21 protein-coding genes are annotated in these 20,754 nt (G+C 69.4%); 8 read left to right on the forward strand and 13 right to left on the reverse strand.

The features are described 5' to 3' along the window. Positions 1-9: 9 nt before the first annotated feature. Genes LRF89_RS03890 through LRF89_RS03905 form a run of 4 tightly spaced genes read right to left on the reverse strand, consistent with a single transcriptional unit; the run spans position 10 to position 3,097 of the window. Entirely contained in the window at positions 10-612 is a 603-nt protein-coding gene (locus LRF89_RS03890) for an LON peptidase substrate-binding domain-containing protein (RefSeq protein WP_201172154.1), read from the reverse strand. Next, positions 612-1,220, reverse strand: coding sequence for a flavin prenyltransferase UbiX (locus LRF89_RS03895; RefSeq protein ID WP_201172143.1), 609 nt, complete (start codon positions 1,218-1,220; stop codon positions 612-614). Before LRF89_RS03895 ends, LRF89_RS03890 begins: the two co-directional genes overlap by 1 nt. Then, positions 1,217-2,584, reverse strand: coding sequence for a UDP-N-acetylmuramate:L-alanyl-gamma-D-glutamyl-meso-diaminopimelate ligase (mpl, locus tag LRF89_RS03900; protein ID WP_238636626.1), 1,368 nt, complete (start codon positions 2,582-2,584; stop codon positions 1,217-1,219). Before mpl ends, LRF89_RS03895 begins: the two co-directional genes overlap by 4 nt. A gap of 12 nt (positions 2,585-2,596) precedes the next feature. Continuing rightward, positions 2,597-3,097: a hypothetical protein gene (locus tag LRF89_RS03905; RefSeq protein ID WP_201172139.1), complete on the reverse strand. Its 501-nt coding sequence runs from the start codon at positions 3,095-3,097 to the stop codon at positions 2,597-2,599. A gap of 222 nt (positions 3,098-3,319) precedes the next feature. On the opposite strand from LRF89_RS03905, the gene ppa reads away from it, so the two are divergent. The 7 genes from ppa to purD all read left to right on the forward strand — a co-directional run bounded on the left by ppa (position 3,320) and on the right by purD (position 9,427). Continuing rightward, on the forward strand, positions 3,320-3,850 hold the full coding sequence (ppa, locus tag LRF89_RS03910; RefSeq protein ID WP_201172136.1) for an inorganic diphosphatase: 531 nt from the start codon (positions 3,320-3,322) through the stop codon (positions 3,848-3,850). An 87-nt stretch (positions 3,851-3,937) separates the two neighbouring features. Then, positions 3,938-4,279 (forward strand): hypothetical protein, encoded by a 342-nt coding sequence (locus LRF89_RS03915; protein WP_201172126.1) that lies wholly within the window; start codon positions 3,938-3,940, stop codon positions 4,277-4,279. 3 nt (positions 4,280-4,282) lie between these two features. Continuing rightward, entirely contained in the window at positions 4,283-5,164 is an 882-nt protein-coding gene (prmA, locus tag LRF89_RS03920) for a 50S ribosomal protein L11 methyltransferase (protein WP_238636627.1), read from the forward strand. A gap of 38 nt (positions 5,165-5,202) precedes the next feature. Beyond that, the gene (locus LRF89_RS03925; RefSeq protein WP_238635678.1) at positions 5,203-6,144 is read left to right on the forward strand and encodes a DUF3426 domain-containing protein; all 942 of its coding nucleotides are present in this window, start codon (positions 5,203-5,205) and stop codon (positions 6,142-6,144) included. Positions 6,145-6,215: 71 nt separating this feature from the next. Continuing rightward, complete coding sequence (gene fis, locus LRF89_RS03930; RefSeq protein ID WP_201172119.1) at positions 6,216-6,512, forward strand: DNA-binding transcriptional regulator Fis; 297 nt, start codon at positions 6,216-6,218, stop codon at positions 6,510-6,512. 19 nt (positions 6,513-6,531) lie between these two features. Then, positions 6,532-8,115 (forward strand): bifunctional phosphoribosylaminoimidazolecarboxamide formyltransferase/IMP cyclohydrolase, encoded by a 1,584-nt coding sequence (gene purH / locus LRF89_RS03935; protein WP_201172108.1) that lies wholly within the window; start codon positions 6,532-6,534, stop codon positions 8,113-8,115. 22 nt (positions 8,116-8,137) lie between these two features. After that, positions 8,138-9,427, forward strand: a complete 1,290-nt coding sequence (gene purD, locus LRF89_RS03940; protein ID WP_238636628.1) for a phosphoribosylamine--glycine ligase — start codon at positions 8,138-8,140, stop codon at positions 9,425-9,427. An 88-nt stretch (positions 9,428-9,515) separates the two neighbouring features. Here the strand turns inward: purD and LRF89_RS03945 are convergent, their stop codons facing one another. From LRF89_RS03945 to LRF89_RS03965, 5 genes are all read right to left on the reverse strand, one after another. Next, positions 9,516-9,989 carry a phasin family protein gene (locus tag LRF89_RS03945; protein ID WP_201172104.1) on the reverse strand — a complete coding sequence of 158 codons (474 nt, stop codon included), beginning with the start codon at positions 9,987-9,989 and terminating at the stop codon, positions 9,516-9,518. Positions 9,990-10,178: 189 nt separating this feature from the next. Beyond that, positions 10,179-11,339, reverse strand: coding sequence for a ParM/StbA family protein (locus LRF89_RS03950; RefSeq protein ID WP_238636629.1), 1,161 nt, complete (start codon positions 11,337-11,339; stop codon positions 10,179-10,181). A gap of 115 nt (positions 11,340-11,454) precedes the next feature. Then, entirely contained in the window at positions 11,455-12,120 is a 666-nt protein-coding gene (locus tag LRF89_RS03955; RefSeq protein ID WP_201172100.1) for a bactofilin family protein, read from the reverse strand. Next, positions 12,030-12,959: a peptidoglycan DD-metalloendopeptidase family protein gene (locus LRF89_RS03960; protein WP_201172099.1), complete on the reverse strand. Its 930-nt coding sequence runs from the start codon at positions 12,957-12,959 to the stop codon at positions 12,030-12,032. Before LRF89_RS03960 ends, LRF89_RS03955 begins: the two co-directional genes overlap by 91 nt. Positions 12,960-13,040: 81 nt before the next feature. Beyond that, a complete protein-coding gene (locus LRF89_RS03965) occupies positions 13,041-13,349 on the reverse strand; it encodes a hypothetical protein (RefSeq protein ID WP_201172097.1) in 309 nt (102 codons plus the stop codon). A 136-nt stretch (positions 13,350-13,485) separates the two neighbouring features. Between LRF89_RS03965 and LRF89_RS03970 the strand changes: the two genes are divergently transcribed. Beyond that, positions 13,486-14,472, forward strand: a complete 987-nt coding sequence (locus tag LRF89_RS03970) for a serine/threonine protein kinase (protein ID WP_238636630.1) — start codon at positions 13,486-13,488, stop codon at positions 14,470-14,472. On the opposite strand, the gene LRF89_RS03975 is transcribed toward LRF89_RS03970, so the two are convergent. Genes LRF89_RS03975 through LRF89_RS03990 form a run of 4 tightly spaced genes read right to left on the reverse strand, consistent with a single transcriptional unit; the run spans position 14,459 to position 20,752 of the window. After that, positions 14,459-15,625: a cation diffusion facilitator family transporter gene (locus tag LRF89_RS03975; RefSeq protein WP_201172089.1), complete on the reverse strand. Its 1,167-nt coding sequence runs from the start codon at positions 15,623-15,625 to the stop codon at positions 14,459-14,461. The genes LRF89_RS03970 and LRF89_RS03975 overlap by 14 nt on opposite strands. Next, positions 15,622-16,077, reverse strand: coding sequence for a Fur family transcriptional regulator (locus LRF89_RS03980; protein WP_201172086.1), 456 nt, complete (start codon positions 16,075-16,077; stop codon positions 15,622-15,624). The genes LRF89_RS03975 and LRF89_RS03980 overlap by 4 nt, the downstream gene beginning before the upstream one ends. Positions 16,078-16,088: 11 nt before the next feature. Continuing rightward, a complete protein-coding gene (locus LRF89_RS03985) occupies positions 16,089-17,600 on the reverse strand; it encodes a TolC family outer membrane protein (protein ID WP_238636631.1) in 1,512 nt (503 codons plus the stop codon). A gap of 56 nt (positions 17,601-17,656) precedes the next feature. Then, on the reverse strand, positions 17,657-20,752 hold the full coding sequence (locus LRF89_RS03990; protein WP_238636632.1) for an efflux RND transporter permease subunit: 3,096 nt from the start codon (positions 20,750-20,752) through the stop codon (positions 17,657-17,659). Between the last annotated feature and the right edge of the window lie 2 nt (positions 20,753-20,754).

Here is a 20,754-nt window from a genome sequence, read left to right on the forward strand (position 1 = left end):
TGCGTGGGGCTAGTCGGCGTCGCCGCGGGGCGGCGAGTCCTGCTCCAGGGCCCGGCGCAGCAGCTCCAGGCGCTCCTCCGGGGCGTCGATCTCCAGCAGCTGCTGCTTCGCCTCGGTGGGGATCGGCAACAGCTCCGATAGCCGCGCGCTGACCCAGCCGGCATCATCGAGCTGGCGGGGCATGGCCCCGTACAGGCCGCCGATCTGATCGAGGATTCGCTCCAGCAGATCGGCCAGCGGGCGGAGCTCGGCGTCCAGTTGCGGCGCCGGCGGGTCGGTCAGCCAGCGCACCTGCGCCTGTTGCACCTTCCCCGTCGGGGTCTGCCGCTCAAGGATCTCGAAGCGCCGCTGTCCCTCGACGGTGATCCCCAGCAGACCGTCGCTGCGCTGGTCCCAGTCGATGATGCGCACCTCCGTCCCCACGGCGTGGGGACGGGCCGGCAGCCCCGCCTCGCCGCCATTCTCGATCAGGCAGATGCCGAAGCCGGTGTTGTCGTTGCGCAGGCAGTAGGTGACCAGATCCAGATAGCGGCGCTCGAAGATGCGCAGCTCCAGTCGCCCACCCGGGAAAAGCACTGTACGCAGAGGGAACAGCGGCAGCTCATCGTCCATCAGTCGCTCTCCTTGCCCCAGCGGGGGCCCAGGTCGTGGGCCACATCCAAGTGGTCCAGGATCCGTGCCACGACGAAGTCGATCAGGTCCTCGACCCGCTGCGGCCGATGGTAGAACCCCGGGTTGGCCGGCAGGACCACCACGCCGAGCCGCGTCAGGGACAGCATATGCTCCAGGTGGATCGCCGAGAGCGGGGTCTCCCGCGGAACCACCACCAGTTGACCGCGCTCCTTGAGTACCACATCGGCGGCGCGCTCGATCAGGCTGTCCGAGTGTCCGCCGGCGATCGCCGCCAGGGTGCCGGTGGTGCAGGGGCAGACCACCATGCGTTTCGGGGCTGCCGAGCCGGAAGCCAGGGGTGCGGTCCACTGCTGATCACTGTAGACGTGGAGCCGCGCCGGATCGATGCCTAGGGCCCCGACCAGTTGGCGGTGCAACTCGGCGCTGCGCCGGGGGAGCGGGGTGTCCGTCTCCAGTCCGGCAACCACCCGGGCAGCATCGGAGACCAGCAGATGGACGGTCTCGCCCGCCCCGGCGAGGGTCTGCACCAGGCGCAGACCGTACTGCAGGCCAGAGGCCCCGGTTAGGGCGACGCTGACCCCGCTCATGCCGGGGCGCTCCCGGCCTCCAGGCCGGCCAGCAGTCGCTCGTGGATGTTGCCGAAGGCGCCGTTGCTCATCACCACCAGGCGGTCGCCAGGGCGCGCCTCGGCCAGGGCGAGCCGGGCCAGGTGGTCGACCTCGGCGGCGGTATGCAGGCGCCCTCCCAGTGGTGCCAGGGCCTCGGGGACGGACCAGGGCAGGTCCGGTGGGGTCAACACGAAGGCGTGGTCGGCGCGGGCCAGGGCGTCGGCCAGCTGCCGGCGGTGGATGCCCAGGCGCATGGTGTTCGAGCGCGGCTCCAGCACGGCCAGCAGTCGCCGCCCCGGGGCGGCCAGGGCCTCCAGGGTGGCGGCCACGGCGCTGGGGTGGTGGGCGAAGTCGTCGATGACCTCGACCCCGCCGACGCGGCCGCGCACCTCCAGCCGGCGGCGGACGCCGGGGAAGGCGTTCACGGCTTCCAGGGCGGTGGTCGGATCTGCCCCGGCCCCGGCGGCAGCCGCCACCGCCGCCGCGGCATTGGCCAGGTTGTGGCGGCCCGGCTGCGGCGGATGCAGCGGGCCGAGCGGAGTGCGCCGGTACAGGAGTACGGCGCCGGCGTCAGGGCCGTCGTCGGCGGTGATGCGCCAGTCATTGTCGGCGCCAAAGCCGATTCGCTCCAGCCGCGACCAGCAGCCGCGCGCGACGACGGCGGGCAGGTTGGGGTCATCGCCGTTGATGAGCACGCGGCCGTTGCCGGGGACGGTACGCACCGCATGGTGGAGCTGCGTGGCGATGGCCTCCAGATCCGGGTAGATGTCGGCGTGGTCGTACTCCAGATTGTTCAGCAGCAGGACGCGGGGCTGGTAGTGGACGACCTTGGCGCGCTTGTCGAAGAAGGCCGTGTCGTACTCGTCGGCCTCCACCACGAAGGGCGAACCGGTGCCTAGCCGGGCGGAGCGCTCGCTGAACCCCGGGGCGCCGCCGATCAGATAGCCCGGGTCGAGGCCGCAGCGCTCCAGGGCCCAAGCGGTCATCGAGGCGGTGGTGGTCTTGCCGTGGGTGCCGGCGATGGCCACCACGCAGCGGCCGTTGAGGACGTTCTCTGCCAGCCACGCGGGACCGGACTGGTAGGGCAGCCCGCGGTCCAGGATGTGCTCGACAGCCGGGTTGCCGCGGGAGAGGGCGTTGCCGATGACCACCCGGTCCGGGGCGGGTTCCAGGTGGGCGGCGTCGTAGCCGGGTCGGACCGGGACGCCCGCCTGGTCGAGGATGTCGCTCATCGGTGGCCACGCCGCGCTGTCGCTGCCGTCCACCGCGTGCCCGCTCTCCCGGGCGAGGAGGGCGACGCCGCCCATGAACGTGCCGCATATACCGAGGATGTGTATCTTCATGGACCGTCCCGATCAGTCGGCGGCCAGCTGGACCACCTGAAAGCTGAGGAAGCTGTACGCCAGCGCCAGGAGGATGCCGAGCGCCAGGCGCATCTCCAGCGTATGCCGGAAGATGTGCCCGAGGATGGCCACCTGCCAGAACCAGAGCAAGAGGATGCCGGCGGCGGCGCCCTGGGCCTGCTCCGCGCCGTAGGCGGCGATGGGGAAGGTCATCAGTGTGACCGGGATGCCGATCAGCACGTCGGTGCCGAACATCGCCGTGGCGCTCTGGGTGAAGCGCGGGGTTAGTCCGCGCAGCAGGAGCAGGGCGTAGAGGAAGGCCAGGCTGAAGCCGGTCGCGACCACCACCTGCAGGCCGACGGTGCCCGTGTCCGGGAGGTTGTCCGCGGCGATGTAGGTTAGGATCATGCTCGCCCCGATCAACCCGAGCAGGTGCGTGGCCGAGTAGGGCAGATCCTGGGGACCGTCGCGAAAGAGGCAGATCCCCACCAGTTTCTGCAGCAAAGGACCCATGCTCTCCCCCTGGGTGGTTGTTCGGCCCAATCATACCGCATGGCATGGCGGCACGATGCCGCCGGTTGACGTCGACGCCGGGGTGCGCTGGCATAGGGCCCCTTACGGGGCGGCCGGTTGCGCCGCGGCCTTGCTTGCCGCGGCGCAGCAACGGCGTTACAGTTCGCCCCTGTCGAACCGTTCCTCGATACGCAAACGTCCTCTACTGAACGGAGTAACTGCATGAGCCTCGATTCCGTGCCCGCCGGGCGGTCGATTCCGGACGATATCAACGTCGTCATCGAGATCCCGCTCCACGGCGGCCCCGTGAAGTACGAAGTGGATAAGGAGACGGGTGCGCTCACCGTCGATCGCATCATGGCCACGGCCATGCACTATCCGTGCAACTACGGCTTTGTGCCGCAGACGCTGGCCGATGATGGCGATCCGGTAGACGCCCTGGTCATCACCCCCCTGCCGTTGCAGCCCGGCTCGGTGATCCGCTGCCGCCCGGTGGGTGTGCTGGAGATGGCGGACGAGTCCGGCGAGGATGCCAAGCTGATTGCGGTTCCGGTGGACAAGCTGACCACCGACTACAGCGAGGTGAAGGGGCCCGACGACCTGCCGCCGCGCCTGCTGCAGGAGATCAGCCACTTCTTTGAGCACTACAAGGATCTTGAGCCCGGCAAGTGGGTTCAGGTGCGCGACTGGAAGGGCGCCGACGCCGCGCGAGCCGAGATCGAGCACGCGGTGTCCAACTACCGGAATCAGTAGCAACGCAGGGAGCGTTGCCCGACTCAGGGGGCCAGTGGAGCGGCCGATAACCCGTGAAGCGGTATCGACGTTCGGAGGTGGTGAGCGATGGCTCGCGCCCTTACGGCAGAGCGACTCAAGTGTGAGAACGCCACGTTCCAGGGGACCGGTGGCGTCAGCGCTTGCAACCGGGACCACGGCTTCCGCCCGGCCTTCCTGGACACCGAGACGGGGACGATCTACCTCTCCTGCAGCGGGAACGGGCAGCCGGCCCCCTTTCACCGCCTCGACGGTCTGCCCGAGGAGCTGATCAGCGAACGCGACGACCGCGGTCGGGTCATCGCGGTGAAGCAGCGGGTGGTCTCCGGGTTCGAGCGCGACGGCTGCTTCTATACCCGCGAGCAGGCCGCCTGCTTCGTGGTTCCCCCGACCCCGCGACAAGGTTCCTGAGTCGTGGCGCAGCTGCAGGTGACGCTGGAGGTCGCCGCCGGCGACCTCGATGCCGTGGATGGCGCCCTGGAACTGGCCGGGGCGCTGTCCCAGACCTACCAGGCCGATGACGGCACCGTGCTCCTCGAGCCCGGCGTGGGCGAGCACCCGATGTGGGAGCGGGTTCGAGTTGCCGCGCTGTTTCCTGCCGGGACCGATCCCGAGGACCTTTACAAGCTGCTCGCCGGGCAGCTGGGCGAACGTCTGCAAGGCTGGCAGGCGGAGACGCTGGAGGATCGTGCCTGGGAGCGCGAGTGGCTCGACCACTTCCGCCCCATGGCCTTCGGCGAGCGGCTTTGGATCGTCCCCACCGGGAGCGAGCCGGAGCTGCCGCGCGACGCCGTGGCCATCCGCCTCGACCCGGGGCTGGCCTTTGGCACCGGCACCCACGAGACCACGGCGCTGTGCCTGCAGTGGCTTGATGGCGAGCCGATCCAGGGGCGTGACGGCCTCGATTTCGGCGCCGGCTCTGGCGTCCTGGCCGTGGCTGCGGTACGTCTGGGCGCGGCCCGCTGCATGGCCGTCGATAACGACCCCCAAGCAGTGATCGCCAGCCGCGAGAACGCCGAGCGCAACGGTGTCGCCGATTGGGTCCCGGCGTACGCCGTCGATCAGCGGCCGGCGTATTGCGCCGATTTCCTCGTCGCCAATATCCTTGCATCGACGCTGGTGGAGCTGGCCGGTGAGCTGCGTAGCGGCGTTCGCGTCGGTGGGCGCCTGGCGCTCTCCGGGATCCTCCTGGGGCAGGAGCAGCAGGTCATGGATGCCTTCCAGGGCAGCATCGCCTGGGATGCGCTGCAGACTCGCGGCGACTGGGTGCTGGTCAGCGGCACCCGCACCGCCTGAACGTCGGTCGCCGGATTTTCCAACAACGAGGGAAGCCCGTGTACACCCAGTGCCCTGGATGCGGGACGATCTTCGCGCTGCGTGCGTGGCAGCTTCGCCAGGCGCGCGGTCGGGTTACCTGTGGCCTGTGCCAGACCACCTTCGACGCGGTTCAGGCGCTGAGCGAGGACTTGCCCGGCGAGCCGGGTGCCGCGACGACCGACGGGGCCCCGCCGTCCCGGTCCGCCGGTGGGGACGAGGTGCGCATCCCCGCCCTGGGACCGCAGATGTCGGCCATCGGCCGACTGCTGCCCGACGACAGCGGCGATCGGCCGGTGGACCTGCAGGCCCTCGTCGGTGAGCGCTCGACCGCGGGGGAGCGCGCAGGTTCCGGCCCGGAGGCGGCGGATCGGGCAGCCGAACCGGGGGGGTCCGAGGCCGACTGGGAGCAGGTCCTGGCCGAGCTGCGTGCCGGGCAGCGTCCCGCCCGTGCCCCGGGGGCTGGCACGAGGCCCAAGCGGCGCCTCTGGATGACCGCCGCTGGCGTGCTGGTGTTGGCGGCGGCCCTGGTCCATGGCTCGTACCTCTACCGCGCGCAGCTGCTCGAGCTGCCCGGGACGCGGGCGTGGCTCTCGGCGGTCTGCGCCGTGTACGACTGCCAGCTGGAGACCGCGGCGAGCTACGACGTCATCGAGGTCGAGGAGCGCTGGCTGGAGCCGGATCCGCGTCGGGACGATGCGCTGATGCTCGGCGGGGTGCTGGTGCACACCGGCGAGCGGCGCCTGCCCTATCCCGAGATGCGGCTGACACTGCGGGATCTGGACGGCCACGTGACCGGCGAGCGCTGGGTTCGCCCTGAGGACTACGTGGCCGACAGCCGTCTGCGGGCGCGCCTGGGCGCGGGCATGGAGCCGGGGGCTCGGATCCCGGTGGAACTCTACGTGGCAGAGCCCGACGGCGGGGCCGAGAGTTTCTCGCTGTCATTCCGACCGGTCGAGTAGGGCCGCCAGGGCCCGGGGGGCCGCCGGTCGGCTCTGTTATCCTTCCAGACAGACATGAATGGGGGTGATGCATGCAGGACGGCAAGGGACCCGGTCCCGGACAGGGTCCTGGCAGGGGCGGCGACGGCGAGGTGGGGGGGCCCATCCGCGAGGCGGTCAGTCGCGCCCTGGATGACTATTTCAGGGAGCTGGACGGGCACGACTGCAATGGTCTCTATCGGCTCGTGCTCAACGAGGTGGAGGTTCCGCTCCTCGAGTCGGTGATGGACTACTGCTCTGGCAATCAGACGCGGGCTGCGCAGCTGCTCGGCCTTAATCGGGCGACCCTGCGCAAGAAGCTGCGCGATCACGGCATCGACTACAACTGAACAACCCGGACAATCCAATATGGCGACCAACGACGGCGTGCGGCCCCTGCGGCGGGCCTTGATCAGCGTTTCCGACAAGAGCGGGGTGGAGGGCTTCGCCCGGGCCCTGCATGAGCAAGGCGTCGAGATCCTCTCGACCGGTGGTACGGCCCGCCTGCTGGGCGAGGCCGGTATCCCGGTGCGTGAGGTTTCGGCCGAGACCGGCTTCCCGGAGATCATGGATGGCCGGGTCAAGACCCTGCATCCGCGCATCCACGGCGGGCTGCTGGGGCGGCGCGGCACGGACGACGCGGTCATGGACGAGCACGGCATCGGGCCCATCGACCTGCTCTGCGTGAACCTCTACCCCTTCGAGCAGGCCGTCGCCGCCGAGGATTGCACGCTGGCCGAGGCCATCGAGAACATCGACGTCGGCGGGCCGGCCATGATCCGTGCCGCGGCCAAGAACCACACCGATGTGGCGGTGGTCACCGAGGCTGCCGCCTACGATCGGGTCCTGGACGAAGTCCAGCGCCTGGGCGGGACCAGCCGGGCCCTGCGTCACCACCTGGCAACCCGGGCGTTCAGCCACACCGCACGCTACGATGGCGCCATCGCCGCCTACCTGAGCCAGCGCGACGAGCAGGGTGAGCAGCAGGGCGATTTCCCGGGTATCTGGACGTTGCAGGTGGAGAAGATCGCGGATATGCGCTACGGCGAGAACCCGCATCAGTCCGCTGCCTTCTACCGTGACGTCACCCCCGGTGAGGCCAGCGTCGCCACGGCGCGCCAGCTCCAGGGCAAGGCCCTGTCCTACAACAACGTCGCCGATACCGATGCCGCGCTGGAGTGCGTCAAGGGGTTCGAGGCGCCGGCCTGTGTCATCGTCAAGCATGCCAACCCCTGCGGTGTGGCCTGTGCCGAGACCCTGCGCGAGGCCTACGACCGGGCCTTCGAGGTCGACCCGACCTCGGCCTTCGGTGGCATCATCGCCTTCAACGACACCGTCGACGCCGAGTTGGCCGGTGCCATCCTGGATCGCCAGTTCGTGGAGGTGGTCATTGCCCCGGCGGTCACCGACGAGGCCCTGTCGCGCTTCTCCGCCAAGGCCAACGTGCGCGTGCTGCAGACCGGCCGCTGGCCGCGGAAGGCTGGCGCAGATCTGGAGCTCAAGCGGGTGCGCGGCGGTCTCCTGGTCCAGGATCGAGACACCGCAGTGGTCGATCCGGCCGACCTGCGGGTGGTCACCCGGCGTCAGCCCACCGACGCCGAATGGGCCGACCTTCGTTTCGCCTGGGAAGTGGTGCGGCACGTCAAGTCCAACGCCATCGTCTTTGCGGGCGGGCAGCGCACCCTCGGTGTGGGGGCCGGGCAGATGAGCCGCGTGTTCAGTACCCGGATCGCCTGCGAGAAGGCGTCGGATGCGGGGCTCGCCCTGCAGGGCTCGGTGCTCGCCTCCGACGCCTTCTTCCCGTTCCGGGACGGAGTCGATCAGGCCGCCGAGGCCGGTGCCGCGGCGCTCATCCAGCCCGGTGGCTCGATGCGCGACCAAGAGGTGATCGACGCCGCCGACGAGCATGGCCTGGCCATGGTCTTCACCGGGATGCGCCACTTCCGCCACTGAACGCGGCCAAGCGAGGTAGAGGATGAAGGTACTGGTTATCGGAGGGGGCGGTCGCGAGCACGCCATGGCCTGGGCCCTGGCGCGCTCGGCGCAGGTCGAAGAGGTGCTCGTCGCTCCCGGTAACGCCGGCACCGCCCGCGAGCCCGGGGTCCGGAACATCCAGGTTGGCGCGGAGGACGTCCCGGCGCTGGTCCAGCAGGCCCGGGAACAAGCGGTGGCCTTTACGGTGGTTGGGCCCGAGGCACCGCTGGTGGCCGGGGTGGTGGACGCGTTCCAGGAGGCGGGGCTCCCCTGTCTGGGCCCGACCGCGGCCGCCGCGGAGCTGGAGGGCTCCAAGGCCTTCGCCAAGGCCTTCATGGCCCGTCACGGGATCCCCACGGCGGCCTACCGGACCTTTGACGATCTGGGCGCGGCCACCGACTACATCCGGGAACACCCCGCGCCGATGGTCATCAAGGCCGATGGGCTGGCCTCGGGCAAGGGTGTCGAGGTGGCGGCGACCAAGGATGCCGCCCTGCTGGCCGCCGAGCGCATGCTCTCAGGCCAGGCCTTCGGGGACGCCGGTGCGCGCGTCGTGGTCGAGGAGTGCCTGCAGGGCGAGGAGCTGAGCTTCATCGCCCTGGTCGACGGCGAGCATGTGGTGGCGATGGCCAGCTCTCAGGATCACAAACCGCGGGACGACGGTGATGAGGGTCCGAACACCGGGGGGATGGGCGCGTACTCGCCGGCGCCGCTGATGGATGAACGGCTCTACCAGCGGGTCATGGACGAGGTGATCCGGCCCACGGTCGGCGGGCTGGCCGCCGAGGGGCGGCCCTACAAGGGGTTTCTCTACGCCGGGCTGATGATCGACGACGAGGGCCATCCGCGCGTCCTCGAGTACAACTGCCGCCTGGGCGACCCGGAGGCGCAACCCCTGCTGATGCGTCTGGATGCGGACTTCGCCGAGCTCTGCCGGGCTGCCCTCGACGGCCGGCTGCCGGAGGTGGCGCTGAGCTGGGATCCGCGCCCGGCGGTCGGCGTGGTGATGGCGGCGGCCGGCTATCCGGGGCCGGTGGAGCGGGGCGATGTCATTGAAGGGCTCGACGACGCCGAGCACACCGGCTGCAAGGTCTTCCACGGGGGCACGACCCTCGACGCCGACGGCCGGGTGGTGACCAACGGCGGTCGGGTGCTCTGCTGCTGCGCCCTGGGCGAGCGTGTGGCTGCTGCGCAACAGGCCGCTTATCGCGGTGTCGCCGCCATCCACTGGGAGGGGGTGTTTTACCGGCGGGACATCGGTGCCCGGGCCATTGCCCGGGAAACCGGCTGACCCCCCGGTGCCCCGTTGAGGGGGCTGAACGAAACGGAGCCGGCGCCCCGCGGGGCACCGGCTCCGTTGTCGCGAATCCCCGGAGGGGTTACGCGGACTTCTTGCTGCTGCTGCCGGAGGCGGCGGAGCCACTGCCGCTGCCACCCGCCGAGGCACCACCGCTGGCACTGCTGCCCGCGCTGCGGCCCTTGCCGGTGGCCTTCTCGGCCTGGCCCTGCATCGTCTCGGTCATGGCCGTGACGTTCTCCTGGGCGATCTTCTGCACTTCCTCGCCCATGTTCTTGCTGATGTCGGCCAGGGTGCTGGCGTTCTCGGTGAACTTGTTGCTCATCGTCTGCACGACCTTGCCCTGGTCGTTCAGGTAGTTCTGGAAGCTCTCCGGATCACGGACCTCCATGGCCTTGCGCATCTGCTCCATGGCCAGGTCGGTGTAGGAGCGCGCCGCCTCCAGGTTCAGGTGAGCGACCTTCTCGGCGTGGTCGAGGAGCAGCGCGTTGAGCTTGCGGCTCGGCTCCATCATCTTCTGGAACTGTTGCATGGTCTTGTTGAGCTGGTCTTGCATGGGTCTCTCTCCTTGTTGAAGCTGCTCGAGGCATGACCGCTCGCCATGCCTTGTGCGATGCAACATAGCACCACCCGTGTTGCGTTGCAACAGCAGATTGACCCACGCCAAACAAAAAGGGGCCGCGCCAGGCGGCGCGGCCCCTCGGTCCGATCCGCTCGCCGGGGCGTGGGCCCCAGCGGGAGGCGGTCAGCCCTCGCTGCCGCTGCGGGCCGGCGGCACGGCCGCGCCGTCCCCGCCGCTGTCGCCCCCGCGGCTGTAGGTGGTACTGCCGGTGCCGTAGCTGCCGGAACGGTAGTCCTCCTGCGGGGCGGCCTCCTGCTCGGCGGCGTGGCCCATCTCCGCGGCGCGTTGCTGGGCGTTGAAATAGGCCCAGTTGAAGTAGCCGCGGGCATTGGCGGTGACGGAGTCCTGCGCCAGCTGAGCCTGGGAGAGCTCGGGCCGGAGGTAGCGCTCGAGCACCCGGCCACCGCCACCGGTGATGATGATGTGGTCGTACTCTTGGATCTGCCACATCGAGCGGGCCTCGACCAGCAGTTTGGTGGCGATGTCGCCGAAGATGCGGTCGCGGAGCTCGACGATGTCTACCGGTCGCCCGTTGACGTTGACCTGGCCCTGGATGATGGCCTCGTCCAGCGTGTACTGCTCGCGCTCGAGCCCGTACTGGGTGGAGAGTTCCTGGGCGATCTCCTCGTAGCCGAAGGAGATCCCCAGCGGCACCGTCTTGCAGAAGCCCGGGGAGTACTCGCCGTCGATCACGGTGGCAAAGTCGCTGGTGCGGAAGCCGATGTCCATGATGCCGACGCGGCCGTTGAGCAGCGGGTGATCGCCGCGGATCTGCCCGCGGTCGTCGAGGACCTCGGCCCAGAAGCTGCCCACCGGCTGCGGGACCACCTCGATGTTCTCGAGCCGAATGCTGACCCCGAAGCGGCTCGGGCCGACGTGGCGGATGACCTCGTGGTCGCCGCGCAGCTGGCGGACCAGGTCGTCGGCCATGTGCATGCGGCCTGGTGGCAGGCCGGTGACCACGTGGAAGTTGTTCACCGTCTCGCGGGCGTAGAGGCTGAGGGCGCCGAGGAAGAGGATCTTGAGGTCGTCCCCCTCCGCGCGGGTCGGCGACAGTCCCCGGTGCGCCAGGCGCGAGTGGCGGATGGCGTAGTCGCCCAGCAGATAGCTCTTACCACCGTAGGTGATGCGCAGCTCGCTGCTGCCGCTGCGCTGGGCCACGCCCAGGGACATCGGCATGCCCGACTCGCCCTCGCCGACGACGCTGGGGAATACGTGCCCCTCGCGGCCGTCATCGATCTTGATGAACCCGTACCCCATGTCCAGGCCAATACAACGTTCCACGGCGTCTCCCCCTCTGTTGCCCGTTCGCCGTCTCTGTCTGGGCGCTCAGAAACCCTGAATCCCCCAGGCGGATACAGGCCATGCTAGCACACGCCGCCGGCGGGCCCGCCACAGATCAGCGCCGCCCCCAGAACGTCTGCCTCGGCTGGGGGCGGACATTGCGCGACGGCTCCTCTTCTTCCTGCTCCTGCCTTCCCTGCGCTTGCTCAGGTTCCTCCGCCGGGCCGTGCGCTTCCTCCCGGTGCGGCTCGGGCCTGGGGTCGGCACGCGGCGGTTCCGGTTCGGGCTCGGGCGGGGTGTCCGTCGTCGGGGTGGCCCCGGCCTCGGTATCGGCCCCGGTCTCCGCCTGTGCTGGCGCCTGCGCCTGTTCCGGCCCGGTCAGTTGCGACTCCCGGCCGGCTTCATGCTGCAAGGCGGCCAGTGGCACCTCGCGCCGCGGATGGCTCTCGCCGAGGAACTGGCCGCCGGCCTCGATGATGAAGTCGTCGCTGTGGAGCTCGCCGAAGACGCGCCCCTCGGCGACGATCTCGAGGCTGGCGCAGTCGATCACGCCTTCCACGTAGCCACTGACCAGCAGACGGTGGGCCTTGATATTGCCCTCGAAGCGGCCGGTGTGGCCGATACTCACGTCATGGTCCGAGACGATGGTGCCCTTGATCTGCCCGTCCAGGTGCAGGTTCGACTCCAGGGTCAGTTCTCCGACCAGTCGCGTGCCGTCGCAGATAACTGTCGTTCCAGGGCTTCGGCTCTTCGATTGATCCCCTTTGCCAATGATTCCCATTTTACGCGGCCCTCTTCTTCAAAGAGCTCTTCATAGTTCTCCAGGCTCCAGTCCAGAAACGGTTCCGGGTTCAGCTTGCGCTGGGTGTGCCAGATCTCGTAGTGCAGATGGGGGCCGTTGACATTGCCGGTGGCCCCGGAGCGGGCAATGACATCGCCCTCTTCGACGAACTCGCCGGTCTCCACCTCGATCCGGCTCAGGTGGGCGTAGTGGGTCTGGAAACCGAAATCGTGGGCGAGGATGACCAGCTTGCCGAGCCCGCTGCCCTGGTGCTTGGCCGCAAAGTTGACTACCCCGTCGGCGGTGGCGACGATCTTCTCGCCCACCGGTGCGCGCAGATCGACCGCGGCGTGGAACGAGCGCTCGCCGGTCACCGGATGGGTCCGCCAGCCGTAGCCGCTGGTGATTCGTGACTCCTCTTGGAGGGGCCAGCCGCTGGGGATGGTTCGCAACATCAGCGCCTTCTCGAGCGCCGTCTGGCCGGCGGTGTCGAGCCGCTCGCGGCGCTTGGCCTCCGGCTGGGGATCGAGTCCGACCAGGGTCTCGATGTGGCCGAGCTCGAGATCCATGCGGTGGATCTCTTGCTCCCGCTCGCTGACCAGCTCGCGGAGTTCCTCGTTGCGCCGCTCGATCTGGCGGGCGGCCTCGGCCTTGTCGGCGCGGACCTGGTTCAGTTCGGTGATCTTGTCGTTGAGCGCATGGAGGGCGAGGGCGCCTGCGAGCAGCACGAGCGCCAAGCCGCCGGCCAGGGCCAGCGCGAAGCGCTTGGCGATCTGGTGCAGCGAATAGTGGCGGGCGCCGCGGAAGTCGGTGATGGTGACCGTGAAACGATCCTTCACGCCGTCTCTGCTCCCCTATGGCGAACGGGGCGCTCCCGGGGGCGCGGCGGTTCCTGCCGCTTTTGCCGGGGCGGGCTCAACTCAGCGCCGCGGATGACGCGGATCGTCCTCTGAGCCGCGGCTGTACTCGCCCTCGATGATCCGGCCACGGGTCGGCGTGCCGGATCGGCGTGCCGGGTCGAAGCCTTCGCCGCGGGCGGCGGCGCGACGCATCTGGCGGCGTAGCCACCACGTGCGGGCGGCGATGATCACGGCACCGATGAGGGCCAGACCGAGCATCACCGCCAGCACGACGATCCCGAGCGTTGCCGCCAGGGCGATGACGGCGATGGCCCCGATGACGCCCGCGACCCGCGCGATCGGCCCGCGTTCGACGTTCTGCATGCGCATGGGGTTTCCCACCTGCTTGACCTTTCAAAGCGCCAAGGATAGCCGGCCGACCAGCCCGCGGGCTACCCTGACTGCGGGGCCGGGGCCGTCCCCCGGACGACCGTCGTCGCCCACACCCAGCTGTAGGAGCCGGTTCATGGATACGCGCCACCCGTTCGAGACCCTCGGTCCCGACACCGTCCTCGATGCCGTCGAGGCCGTCGGCGGCGTGCGCAGCGACGGCCGGTTGCTGGCACTGAACAGCTACGAGAACCGGGTCTACATGGTCGGGGTGGAGGACGGCCCGGCCGTGGTGGCCAAATTCTACCGCCCCGGGCGCTGGGACGATGCGCAGATCCTCGAGGAGCACGCCTTCAGCGAGGAGCTGGTCGCCGCCGAGGTGCCGGTGGTGGCGCCCATGCGCTGTGGAGCGAGCACCCTGGCCCACAGCCACGGCTTCCGCATCGCCCTGTATCCCATGCGGGGCGGGCGCATGCTGGAGGTGGACAACCGCGACGTGCTTCGCCGCCTGGGCGCCTACCTGGGTCGCATCCATGTCGTCGGCGGGGGCGGTGCCTTCACCCATCGTCCCGCCCTCGACCCGGGGGATCACGGCCGGCGGGTCCGGGACTGGCTGCTGGCCGGCAACTGGCTGCCGCCGCACCTGGAGGAGGCCTACGCCACCCTTACCGAGGATCTCCTCGAGGCGGTGAGCGCCTGCTGGGAGCGTGCCGGGGCGGTGCGCCCGATCCGCGTGCACGGCGATTTCCACCCGGGGAACGTGCTGCAGACCGAGGCCGGGTTCCATCTGGTGGACCTGGATGACACCTGCACCGGGCCGGCCGTCCAGGATCTCTGGATGCTGCTTCCCGGCGAGCGGGCCGAGCAGGAGTCGTTCCTCGAGGCGGTCCTGGAGGGGTACCGGACCTTTTGTGAGCTCGACCCGCGCGAGCTGCACCTAATCGAGCCCCTGCGCACCCTGCGGCTGATGCGCCACGCCGCCTGGCTGGCGGAGCGCTGGGAGGATCCGGCGTTCCCGCAGGCCTTCCCCTGGTTCGCCGAGCCCCGCTACTGGGAGGAACACATGTTGGCGCTGCGCGAGCAACTGGCTGCTTTGGCCGAGCCCCCGCTCAGCGTCCGATGAAGTGGACCCGACAGGCGCTGACGTAGGCCAGGCCCTCGGCGGCTGCGGCCAGCTGGGTGGCACGTTGGTGCAGGGCGGTGGTGTCGCAGTCCGGGCCCCAGGGCAGGTGGAGTTCCACCTCCAGGCGTCCCTCCATATAGTGCAGGTCGACGCGCTCGACGCTGTCGCCCCCCTGGATGCCCGACCAGGCGGTCTGTAGGTCGCGCTCGACCTTGCTGCGCAGGGGCAGGGCGGCGGTGGCCTCGTCCCAGTGCGGCGGCTCGTGGTCGACGTGCACCAGCACTTCCGTGACCACGCCGATGTCCTCGATGAGGCGCCGGCGCACGGCCTCACTGATCCGGTGGCCCTCGGAGACGCTCAGCCGCGGGTCCACCTGGATGTGCAGGTCGATCAGTGCCTCCTCGGCCATGTGCCGGCTGCGCAGGCCGTGAACGTCGCGAACCCCGTCGATCTCGCCGACCAGTCCCTCGATGCGCGCCACCTGCTCCGGATCGAGGCCGGTATCGACCAGCTCGCAGACCGAGCGCCAGGCGAAGCGGATCCCCACGTGGGCGAGCATCAGTGCCACCACGATGGCGGCGACGGCGTCCAGCCACGGTAGCCCCAGGAATACGCCGATGATGCCGCCGATGACCACCACGGAGGAGAGGGCATCGGAGCGGTGGTGCCAGGCATTGGCGTGGATGAGGTTCGAGTGCGCCCGGTTGGCCACCCACCGGGTGTAGTGGTAGAGGCCCTCCTTGATGACCAGCGACGCCAGCGCTGCGCCGAGGGCAAGCCAGCCCGGCACCCAGAGCGACTCCGGGGCGACGAGTAGCCGCTGTACCGCGTCGTAGATGAACCCGGCGGCCACCAGCAGGAGCACCGCGCCGATGCCGGCGGTCGCCGCCGTCTCGATGCGGGCGTGGCCGTACGGGTGGTCGCTGTCCGCTTCCTGGCTCCCGTAGGTGGCGGCCACGTACACCAGGGCGTCGGAGGCCAGGTCCGAGAGGGAGTGGACCCCGTCCACGACCAAGGCCTGGGATTGCCCCAGCCAGCCGGCGACGATCTTACCGGAGCCGAGGAAGAGATTGATCACCCCGCCGATCAGGGTGACCCGGCGCTTGGCCCGTGCAGGATCCTCGGCAGTGCGCGTGGCTCGGGAGGCGCTCACCGCGGCTCCTGATCGGATCCCTGCTGGCAGTCCGGGCACACGCCGAAGAACTCCAGGGTGTGGCTGACCCCGGCGTAGCCGCGGGCGCGCACCGCGGCTTCGAGGTCCGCCGGGCAGGCGTGGATGGGGTCCTTGCGCTGGCAGTGCCGGCAGATGACGTAGTGCTGGTGGCTGCCGTCGGCCTCCACCAGCTGGTAGCGGGTGGAGCCGTCCCCGAACTCGTGGCGGTGCACGAGCCCGAGGCGTTCGAAGTCGGTCAGGCAGCGGTAGACCGTCACCGGGTCGCACGCCGTAGACCCGAGCTGCTGATGCAGCTCGCGCGGGCTCAGCGGGGTATCGGCGGCCACCAGGGTGGCGACGATCTGCCGCCGCGGCTGGGTCAGGCGCAGCCCCGCGTCACGCAGGGCCTGCAGGGCTTCGTCCGTGGTCGTCGTGCACGCTGCTTGTTTCATGGGATCCGGGGTTATCGGGAAACCGATTGCAGCTGTTCGTTGACCTCGCGGATGACCGTCTCGTCCACCGCCAGTCCGGCGGCCACCTGCAGCTGCACGAAGTTCAGCAGGTAATCATAACGCGCCGCAGCCAGGTCGCGCTTGGTCTCGAAGCGTTGGCTCTGGGCGTCGAGGACGTCGGTGGTGGTGCGGGTACCTACCTCCTGGCCGCGACGTACCGAGGCCTCGTTGCTGCGCGCCGAGACGAGGGCCTGCTCCAGCGCCCGGACTCGCTCCAGCTCCGAGGTCAGGCCGAGGAAGGCGGAACGGGCGTCCAGGGCAGCGGCCCGGCGCTGATCGGCCAGGTCGTCGCTGGCCGCGGTGCGCTCCGCCTCGGCCTGGCGCACCCGGCTGGAGATGGCCCCGCCGGTGAATAGAGGGATGGAAGCCTGTAAGCGGATGGTCCGCGTGTCCTGAATCTGGTCAAGGGTCTCCGGATCCGTCGCGGCCGAACCCTGCCGGAAGGTCTCCTCGCCGTCGAAATGGCGGTAGCTCGCCTCGAGCTCTACTTCCGGCCAGCGATCGGCCCGCTGGCTTTCGACATCGTGTCGGGCCAACTGGTCATCGCGCTCGGCGAGCTGGACCTCCAGGTTGTAGCGCTGGGCCAGGTCCACCCAGTGGTCGGTGTCGGTGGGCTCCACCGGCTTGGGCTCGAACGTCTCGCCCAGGCCGGCCAGCTCGCCGGGCAGTTCGCCGGTCAGCCGGCGCAGTGCCTGCTGGGCGACCTCCACCTGGTTGTCCACGGCCACCTGCTCGGCGCGCACCCGGTCGAATGCGGCCCGCGCCTCGTCGACGTCGGTCTGGGTGCCGGTCCCCACCTCCAGGGCCCGCTCGGCCCGGCGCAGCTGGCTCTCGACGGCGGCCAGCTCGGCCTCGACCAGGGCCTGCTCGTCCTGGGCCAGCAGGACGTCGAAGTAGGCCTCGGTGACATCCACCACCAGTGCCTGCTCGGCCAGGGAGAGCTCCACGTCGGCCCGGTCCACGGCGGTACGGGCCCGCTCCAGGTCGATGAAGTTGCCGCGCCGGAAGATCGGCTGGGTCAGCGACAGCGAGGCGTCCCAGCCGCGGCTCTCGTCGTCGAAATCGGCTTGCCCGTCGATGTCGATCGCAGTCTCGCGGTCCTCGTAGCCCGCCGAGGCGGTGATCTGTGGCAGGAACTGCGAGCGGGCCTGGGCGATCTCCTCGTCGGCGGCGCGGCGCCGGTTGAGGGCGGCGGCCAGGCTGCGGTCCGCCTCCAGGGCCAGCCGGTACACCTGCAGCAGGTCCTGTTGCGGGTCTCGCTCCTTGACCTCTGCCGGCGCCAGGGCGTCCTCGTCGTCCTCCACCGGGACCGGGGCGTCGACCACCGCCTCCGCGGCGTCGTGCTCGTTGTTGCCGTTGTCACCGGCGGCGATGGCCCCGGGCAGCGCCAGTAGGGCGGCCAGGGTCCAGCCGGTGAACCGGGGGGCGAGCCTGAACTGCGCTCTCGTGTTGCCTCGCTTCATGGGCGTTGGTCCTTTTCGCAGGGGCTTGGGGGCCGTCAGGCCCCCGGGGCCGCCCCTCATCCGAAGTAGTCCTCGGCGATCTTGCTCAGCCGGCCCCAGCCCCGCCGCGCGAGGTAGCCCTCGAGCAGGGAGTAGGCCGCCGGTATTACAGCCAGGGTGAGCAGCATGGCCGTGATCATACCGCCGATGATCGCCGCTGCCATCGGTGCATTGGTCTCGGCCCCGGCACCCAGGCCGGCCGCCGCCGGGATCAGCGCCAGGATCAGCGTCAGCGAGGTCATCAGGACCGGGCGCAGACGGATGGGGCACGCCTCGGCCAGGGCCTCGTTGATCGAGAGATCCCGCTTCTCGCGGTACTGGTTGGTTAGATCCACCAGTAGGATGCCGTTCTTGGTGACCAGGCCCATGAGCAACACCATGCCGATCATCGAGTAGATGTTCAGCGTGAAGCCGCCCACCCAGAGACCGAGCAGTCCGCCGATCAGCGCCAGCGGCTGTGCCGCCATGATCAGCAGTGGCTGGACGAAGGAGTTGAACTGGCTGGCCAGCACGATATAGACGAGCGTCGCCGCCAGGAAGAGCACGAAGAGCATGGCGGCGACGGCCCGTTCCATCTCCTCGGCCTGGCCGACCAGCTCCACGTCGAAGTTCAGCGGCAGGACGTCGTCGGCCACGGCGTTGAGCTCCTCGACGGCCTCGGCCAGTGGTAGTTCCGGGTCGGCGTAGAACTCCGCCGAGTAAGAGAGGTTGTGGCGGGTGATCGCCGCCGGCCCCAAGGTCTCCTCCATGGTGGTCACCGCCTCCAGCGGCACCATCTCGCCGTGCTCAGAGAGGAGCTGGATCCGCTGCAGGTCGTCGATGTCGCGGATCATGTCCTCCTGGGCCTTGAGGCGGATGTCGTAGCGCCGCCCGTCCTGGCCCCCGGGGCCGTCGTCGAAGCGGGCTACATCGAAGCCGCCGGCAAGCACGTTGATGGTCTGGGCGATGTCGTGGGCGTTCAGGCCCAGACTCCGGGCTTGCTCCCGATCCACCTCGACCTCCACCTGGGGCAGCTCCAGATCCAGGTCCAGGTCGATGCTGCCCATGCCGTCGACCTCCTCCAGGCGCTCCTGGATCGCCCGCGCGTGATCGCCGAGTTCCTCGACGTTGGGTCCGGTGACCACGAACTGCAGGGGCTCGCCGCGCTGGCCGGGGACGAAGGGCACGTCGGAGGCGAAGGCGCGTACCCCGGGCAGTTCGGCGAGCTCGGGGCGGATCCGCTGCACCACCTCCTGCTGCGAAGCGTCCCGCTCGTCGCGGTCGACCATGCGGACGAAGGCGATGCCGCGGTTGACCTGCCCGCGGTCGCCGATGCCGATGGCCGAGAAGTAGCGATCCACCTCCGGCTGCGCCTCAAGGATAGCCTCGACCTCGCGCATCTGCCGGTCGGTGTACTCGATCCCGGAGCCGAGCGGCGTCTGGAAATTGACCATGAACTCCCCGGTGTCCTCGTCCGGGGCGAACTCGCCGCCCAGGCGCGGGGCGATGACCACCGCGACGGTGACGGCGAAGACCGCCGCCAGGCCGAGCGTCGTCCACCGGAAACGCAGGATGTAGCCGAGCGCCCACCGATAGACCCGCTCGATGGCCTTGAAGCCCTGCTCCAGGGCCCGGTAGAAGGCCCCCTCCTGCTCCGGTACGTGGAGGAAGCGGGAGGCGAGCATCGGGATCAGGGTCAGGGCAACAATGCTCGAAGCGAGCACGCCGAAGGCGACCACCACCGCGAACGATTCGAAGAACCGACCGATGATCGCCTCCATGAAGATCACCGAACCGAAGATCGAGATCAGCGTCAGGGTGGAGGCGATGACCGCGAAGAAAACCTCGTTGGAGCCGGAAATCGCCGACGCCATGGGGCCTTCCCGGTACTGCTGGCGGTGGCGGTAGATGTTCTCCAGCACCACGATGGCGTCGTCCACCACCACGCCGATGAGCAGCAGCATGCCGAGCATGGTGATCGAGTTCAGCGTGTAGCCGAAGAAGTGGATCACCGCGATGGCCGCCATCAGCGAGACAGGGATGGCCAGCGAGACGATGGCCGTCGAGCGCAGGTTGCGCAGGAACAGCCACATCACCAGGGCAGCGAAGAGGATGCCCAGGGCGATGGTCAGGTAGAGCGAGTCGATCTGCTCGAGGATGAACTGCGACTCGTCGGTGGAGATGTGCAGCTCCAGCCCCGGCGGCAGCTGGGGACGGATCTGATCGTCCAGGCGTTCCTTGACCTCGTCGATGATGGCGACGGTGTTCGCCCCGGAGATCTTGACCACGCCCAGGCCGATGGTCGGCTCGCCGTTGAACCGGGCCAGCTGGCGCATGTCCGCCAGGCCGTCCTCGACCCGGCCGATGTCGCTAAAGCGCACGCGTTCGTCGCCGTCCCCGGCGACGATCATCTGCTCGAGTCCTTCGGCGTCGTGGTACTCGACGTCGAGCTTGAGCATCTCTTCGGTCTCGCCACCGACCAGGAAGCCGCCCGGCATCTGGGCGTGCTCCTCCTCGAGGGCCCGCATGATCGTCTGCACGTCGACGTTGTGGGCGGCCATGCGGTCGGGGTCGACCTCCAGGCGCATGGTCCGCTCCCGGGCGCCGCCGATCTGCACTTCGCCGACGCCGGTGATGCCCTCGAGCTGCGGGCGGACCTCGTTGCGGGCGTAGCGGTCGAGATCCTGCGCCGTGCGATCTCCCTGCAGGGAGAGCCACATGATCGGCTGGGCGTCCATCTCGACCTTGTCGACGACCGGTGCCTCCGCCTCCTCGGGCAGGTCCTGGACGATCTCGGAGACCTTCGCGTTGACCTCGTTGAAGGCCACGTCCACGTCCACTTCCAGATCGAACTGGATGGTGACCACCGAGGTCCCGGGCAGGGAGACCGACTGGATGTCGTCGATGCCCGGGACAGTGTTGACGGCCCGTTCGACCTCGTCGGTGACCGCCGAATCCATCAGCTCCGGGTCGGCGCCGTCCTGGTGGACGGTGACGCTGACCATGGGGAAGTCGATATTGGGGATGCGGTCGGTGCCGATATCCTGATAGGCGATCGCGCCGATGAGCACGATCAGCGCGCTGATCATCACCGCCAGAACGTGGCGGCGTATGGAGAGCTCGGAGAGCGTCATGG

Source organism: Halorhodospira sp. 9621 (genome assembly GCF_022228055.1).
GTDB classification, from domain to species: Bacteria; Pseudomonadota; Gammaproteobacteria; order Nitrococcales; family Halorhodospiraceae; genus Halorhodospira; species Halorhodospira halophila_A.